Below are 4,843 nucleotides of genomic sequence, written 5' to 3'. Positions count from 1 at the left end.
CCGGCAAGGACGCGACGCAGGAGGAGTTCTTCCACACGATCAACGAGGTGATGGCGGCGGGAAAGCGGCTGGTGATCAGCGCCGATCGCTGCCCGCAGGCGCTCGACGGGCTGGAGGCGCGGATCGTCGGCCGGCTGGGGGCAGGGCTGGTCGCCGACATCAAGGCACCCGATCTGGCGCTGCGTCGCGCGATCCTCGTCCGCAAGCTCGCCGACCTGCCGCAGGTGGCGATGCCGGCGGAGGTGCTCGACCTCATCGCCGCGCGCATCCACACCAATATCCGCGAGCTGGAGGGCGCGCTCAACCGCGTCGTCGCCTATGCGCAGCTGACCGGCGAGGCGATCACCCTCGACTTCGCGGTCGCGACGCTGGGCGAGGTACTGCGCGGCAGCCAGCGGCGAGTGACGATCGACGAGATCCAGAAGGCGGTCACCCAGCATTTCGACCTGAAGCCGCTGGACATGATCTCGGCACGGCGGGCGCGGGCGGTGGCGCGGCCGCGACAGATCGCGATGTACCTCGCCAAGCGGCTCACCACCCGCTCGCTGCCCGAGATCGGCCGCAAGTTTGGCGGGCGTGATCACTCGACGGTGATCCATGCGGTGCGCCGGGTCGAGGAGCTGCGCGACTCGGATGGCGATGTCGATGCGGCAGTGAGGGTGTTGATGCGACAGCTGGAGGGCTGATCTCCCTCGTGCCGGGGAGGATCAGACCTGCAACCCCACCGCCCGCTGCGCCGCGAGCAGCGTCGGTGCGGCCAGCTGCCGCGCCCGTTCCGCCCCTTGTTCCAGCGCCGCGCCGACTGCTTCGCGATCCGCGAGCAGCCCGGCCAGCCGTTCCCTGATCGGCCCGATCACCGACACCGCCAGATCGGCCAGCGCGGGCTTGAACGCGCCGAAGCCCTTGCCGGCGAACTCCGCCAGCACCGCCTCGCCGCTGGAGCCGGCCAGCGCGGCGTAGATCGTCACCAGGTTCGTCGCCTCGGGCCGGTCGGCGAGCGCGGCTGGATCGTCAGGCAGCGGCGCGGGGTCGGTCTTGGCCTTCTTCAGCTTCTGGACGATCAGGTCGTCGGCGTCGGTCAGGTTGATCCGCGAAGCGTCGGAGGCATCGCTCTTGGACATCTTGGCGCTGCCGTCGCGCAGCGACATGATCCGCGGTGCCGCCGCCGAGATGAACGGCTCGGGCAGCGGGAACAGCTCGACGGCATAGTCGGTGTTGAACTTGACGGCGATGTCGCGCGCCAGCTCCAGATGCTGCTTCTGGTCGTGGCCAACCGGCACATGCGTCGCACGATACAGCATCACGTCGGCCGCTTGGAGCACGGGATAGGTGAACAGCGCGGTGCTCTGGCTGTCGCCCTGCCGGCCCGCCTTGTCCTTCCATTGCGTCATGCGGCCGAGCCAGCCCATCCGCGCCGTGCCGCCCAGGATCCAGGCAAGCTCGCTGTGCCCGGGCACGCGCGCCTGGTTAAACAGGATCGAGCGCGCCGGGTCGATGCCGCAAGCGAGCAAGGTCGCCGCCATCTCGACCGTGTTGGCGGCAAGCTCGGCGGGGTTCACCGGCTGGCTGAGCGCGTGCAGGTCGGCGAGGAAGAACAGGCACTCGTCGCCCGCCTGCATCGCGTCCTGCATCGCCACCCACTGGCGGATCGCGCCGAGGTAATTGCCGAGGTGCAGGTTGCCGGTGGGCTGGATGCCGGAGACGACGCGCATGATGGTTCCTAGGATCGGCTGACCAGCCGGCGCACATCGGCCAGCCGGAAGGCCCCGAGTGCAAATGCCGCTGCCGCGTAGACCAAGCTGCCGAGCGCCACCAGCATCAACAGCGCCGCCCAGCGCTGGAGGTTGGGGCCGGTCGTGTAGGGAGCAAAGCGATCGGCGAGCAGCCACAGCACCGCTCCCATCAATAGCGCCGCCCCCGTCAGCCGTGCCGCGCGACGTCGCAGCTGCGCGTCCGGCACGAAATGGCCCCGCCGGCGCAGCTCGCGATACAGCAGCGCGACGTTGACGGTGGACGATAGCGCGGTGGCGAGCGGCGGGCCGACATGGCCGATGGTCGGGATCAGCACGAGGTTGAGGACCAGGTTCACCACCATCGACTGCATCGCATAGCGCACCGGCGTGCGCGTGTCGGACCGGGCGTAGAAGCCGGGCGTCAGCACCTTGACGAGGATGTAGCTGGGCAGGCCGACGGAAAAGGCGGCGAGGCTCTGCGCGGTCGCCAGGCTGCCGGCGGCGTCGAAGCGGCCGTGCTGGAACAATGCCGCGATGATCGGCACCCCGCAGGTGATGAGCGCCACCGTCGCCGGCAGGGTGAGCAGCAGCGCCAGCTCCATTCCGCGGTTCTGCGTCTCAATCGCCTCGTCCTCCGCGCCGCGGCCGAGCTGGCGCGAGATGGTCGGGAGGAGGACGGTCCCCAGCCCGATGCCGATCAACCCGAGCGGCAGCTGGTTGAGCCGGTCCGCGAAATAGATGTAGCTGACCGATCCCGCCGGCAGCAGCGCGCGGGCGAGCGCGGTCGAGATGACGAGGTTGACCTGCACCGCGCCGGTGCCCAGCGCCGCCGGCCAGACCAGCGCCAGCAGCCGCCGCGTGTCGGGCGACAGCCGCGGCGCCTTCAGCCGCAGGTGGACGCCGTTGGCGCGGCAGTTCTGCACCAGCCAGGCCAGCTGCAGCGCCCCCGATGCCGTCACCGCGATCGCCTGGTTGCGCGCGGTGCCCAGCGGGTCATGGCGGTGGAAGATCAGCAGTGCCGCGATCAGCGTCAGGTTGAGCAGGATCGGCGCGGCGGCGTTGACCCAGAACTTCCCCAGCGAGTTGAGGATGCCACCGAGCAGCGATACCAGGCTGATGAGGAGCAGATAGGGGAAGGTGATGCGGTTGAGCGCGACCACATAGCCGAACTGCGCATGGCTGACCCCCTGGGCGCTGCCCCAGAGCAGCCACGTCACCGGCCAGGCGGCCAGCTCGATCAGCGCGGTCATCGTCAGCAGCACCGGCAGCAGCACCGACAGCGCGTCGTCGGCAAAGGCGATGCCGTCGACCAGCCCGCGCCCGTCCGGGTCGGCGACCTTGCGGTTGAACATCGGGATGAACGCCGCCGAGAACGCCCCCTCGGCGAACAGCGCCCGGAACATGTTGGGCAGCCGGAACGCGACCAGGAACGCGTCCGACGCGAACCCCGCGCCGACGAAGCGCGCGAACAGTGAGTCGCGTACCAGCCCCAGCACGCGGCTGGCGAGCGTCAGGCCGCCGACCGAGCCGAGCGCGCGGGTGAGGTTCACCGGCGGTCGATCACGCCTGGCCGCCTATCAAGCCTGCCCGGCGGTACCGCTCGCGCCCTGCGCCTGCGCCTCGGCCTGCTGGATATAGAGCTGCCCGAAGTCGATCGGCTCCAGCAGCAGCGGCGGGAAGCCGCCGTCGCGCACGCAGTCGGCGAGAACGCGGCGTGCGAACGGGAACAGCAGCCGCGGTGCCTCGGCCAGCATGAACGGCGCGATCTGGTCCTCGGGGATGTTGCGGAAACCGAACAGCCCCGCATAGGTCAGGTCGACGATGAACGCGACGGTGCCCTCGCTCTCGGCGCGGACCTCGATCTTCAGCACGGCCTCATGGACCTCATCCCCGACCCGGTTGGTGGCGATGTTGAACTGGACGTCGATGCCCGGCGCGGCCGTCGCCTGATAGATGGCGGGCGCATTGGGGTTCTCGAACGACAGATCCTTGACATATTGCGAGATCAGTCCCGCCGCCGGGCTGGTATCCGCCCCGTTGGCCAGCGGCTGGGCATTGCCCTGCTCCGGGCCTGTGCCTCCGGCGCGGTCCTGGTCGGTCATGCTTGGCGATCCTCATAAGCAGCGGAGCGAAGCACCGGGGCTGCGCGTTTTCCGGGTGAATTGGTCGATCCGCCGCGCCTAGCAGCGGGTATCGGGCGTTTCAACGCCTGCGGGTTTGAATCAGGTGGCGCTTGTGCTTACTATAGAGGTTGGATCGGAGGCGTTGGTGTTCTTTATCGTCCTTCTCGCGATGGTGGCGGGTTTCCTGGCCCTGCGGCTGTACAGCGTGCTCGGCAAGCGGACCGGGCATGAACAGGTGCTGCCGCGCGCCGCGGAGGTCCCCGCCGCGACTGCGCCGCGCCTTGCCGACACGATGGTCGAGGCGAAGGTTGCCGCGCCCAAGCCGGTCGATGCCGGCGCGGAGGCCGGTCTGCGCGCTATCGTCGCTGCCGAGCCGGGTTTCGACGTGACCCGCTTTGCCGAGGGTGCGCAGGCCGCGTACCGCCTGACGCTGGAAGCGTTCTGGAAAGGCGACGAGGCGGCGCTGGCTGATCTGGTCACCGACGATGTCCGCGCCCATTTCGCCGAGGCGATCGCCGCTCGCGTCGCTGCCGGCGAGACGCTGGACAACCGCTTAGTCTCGATCGAGCGCGCGACCATCATCGAAGCCAGCGTTGGTGCCAATCGCGCCGGCCGTATCGTGGTGCGCTTCGATGCCGACATCGCCGCGGTGACGCGCGATGCCGATGGCGTGGTGATCGCGGGATCGCTGACCGATGCGGTCGAGACGCACGACCTCTGGACCTTCGCCCGGACGCTCAAGAGCGCCGACCCGAACTGGAAGCTCGCCGACACCGACGAAGCGTGACAGCCATGCCGAGAAATGTCGGGTGCTTGGTTCTGGCGCTGCTGCTCGGGGCGTGCGGGGGCCGCGTGGTGCCGCCGCCCGCCTATCAGCCGGCCCCGACCCGCACTCCCCTGCGTGCTCCGGCCGAGGACGCCAGACCGTCGCGCTACACCGGCGCAGCGGCGGTGCCGAGCGGGCGCGGTTTCGACGGGCGGATCGTC

5 protein-coding genes are annotated in these 4,843 nt (G+C 69.6%); 2 read left to right on the top strand and 3 right to left on the bottom strand.

The annotated features are described in order from the left end of the window. Positions 1-686: helix-turn-helix domain-containing protein (locus HUU96_RS11335; RefSeq protein WP_254605191.1), on the top strand; the 686-nt coding region annotated here is incomplete at its 5' end. A gap of 21 nt (positions 687-707) precedes the next feature. Here HUU96_RS11335 and trpS read toward each other — a convergent pair. From trpS to secB, 3 genes are read right to left on the bottom strand one after another with little or no spacing between them, the layout of a single operon-like run. Next, positions 708-1,712, bottom strand: coding sequence for a tryptophan--tRNA ligase (gene trpS / locus HUU96_RS11330; RefSeq protein ID WP_174292902.1), 1,005 nt, complete (start codon positions 1,710-1,712; stop codon positions 708-710). Between the two features lie 8 nt (positions 1,713-1,720). Further along, positions 1,721-3,283, bottom strand: a complete 1,563-nt coding sequence (murJ, locus tag HUU96_RS11325) for a murein biosynthesis integral membrane protein MurJ (protein WP_174292901.1) — start codon at positions 3,281-3,283, stop codon at positions 1,721-1,723. 27 nt (positions 3,284-3,310) lie between these two features. Beyond that, a complete protein-coding gene (gene secB, locus HUU96_RS11320; RefSeq protein WP_174292900.1) occupies positions 3,311-3,835 on the bottom strand; it encodes a protein-export chaperone SecB in 525 nt (174 codons plus the stop codon). A gap of 166 nt (positions 3,836-4,001) precedes the next feature. On the opposite strand from secB, the gene HUU96_RS11315 reads away from it, so the two are divergent. Further along, positions 4,002-4,643, top strand: coding sequence for a Tim44/TimA family putative adaptor protein (locus HUU96_RS11315; protein ID WP_174292899.1), 642 nt, complete (start codon positions 4,002-4,004; stop codon positions 4,641-4,643). The last annotated feature ends 200 nt before the right edge of the window (positions 4,644-4,843 follow it).

This window comes from Sphingomonas bacterium (assembly GCF_903644135.1).
In the GTDB taxonomy this organism is placed as follows: domain Bacteria; phylum Pseudomonadota; class Alphaproteobacteria; order Sphingomonadales; family Sphingomonadaceae; genus Sphingomonas.
This window is presented reverse-complemented; position numbering and strand designations above follow the sequence as displayed.

What these genes read in the sequence shown, in the direction of transcription:
- secB (WP_174292900.1), bottom strand. Translation starts at nt 3,835, where the DNA reads ATGACCGACCAGGACCGCGCCGGAGGCACAGGCCCGGAGCAGGGCAAT.
- trpS (WP_174292902.1), bottom strand. Translation starts at nt 1,712, where the DNA reads ATGCGCGTCGTCTCCGGCATCCAGCCCACCGGCAACCTGCACCTCGGC.